Origin of the sequence: Pseudoalteromonas aurantia, from assembly GCF_005886875.1 — a bacterium.
Lineage (GTDB): Bacteria > Pseudomonadota > Gammaproteobacteria > Enterobacterales > Alteromonadaceae > Pseudoalteromonas > Pseudoalteromonas aurantia_A.
In genome coordinates this window covers 1-250 of record NZ_PNBY01000240.1, presented here as the reverse complement: position 1 = coordinate 250, position 250 = coordinate 1, and the positions used below count along the sequence as shown (strand labels likewise).

The following is a 250-nucleotide window of genomic DNA, read 5'->3' as shown; positions in this document are numbered from 1 at the left end:
AGCGTACCCTGGTAACGCTTCAAAAAGCTTTCCAGCCAGACGATAGCATCCAGATCCAGGTGGTTAGTAGGCTCATCAAGAAACAACAAGTCAGACGGACACATCAGAGTACGTGCCAGGTTCAGCCTCATTCTCCAACCACCGGAGAAGTCTTTTACGCTACGCTCAATTTGCTCATGGGAAAATCCAAGGCCATGAAGTAATTGTTCTGCACGCGAACGCGCAGTATACCCATCAGCCTGAAGCAGCT

General features: G+C 49.6%; 1 protein-coding gene. It reads right to left on the bottom strand.

The window, feature by feature from the left end; all coding sequences use genetic code 11:
- Window positions 1–250, bottom strand: a 250-nt coding sequence (locus CWC18_RS20825; RefSeq protein WP_138676055.1) for an ATP-binding cassette domain-containing protein, incomplete at both ends; no start/stop codon positions are given.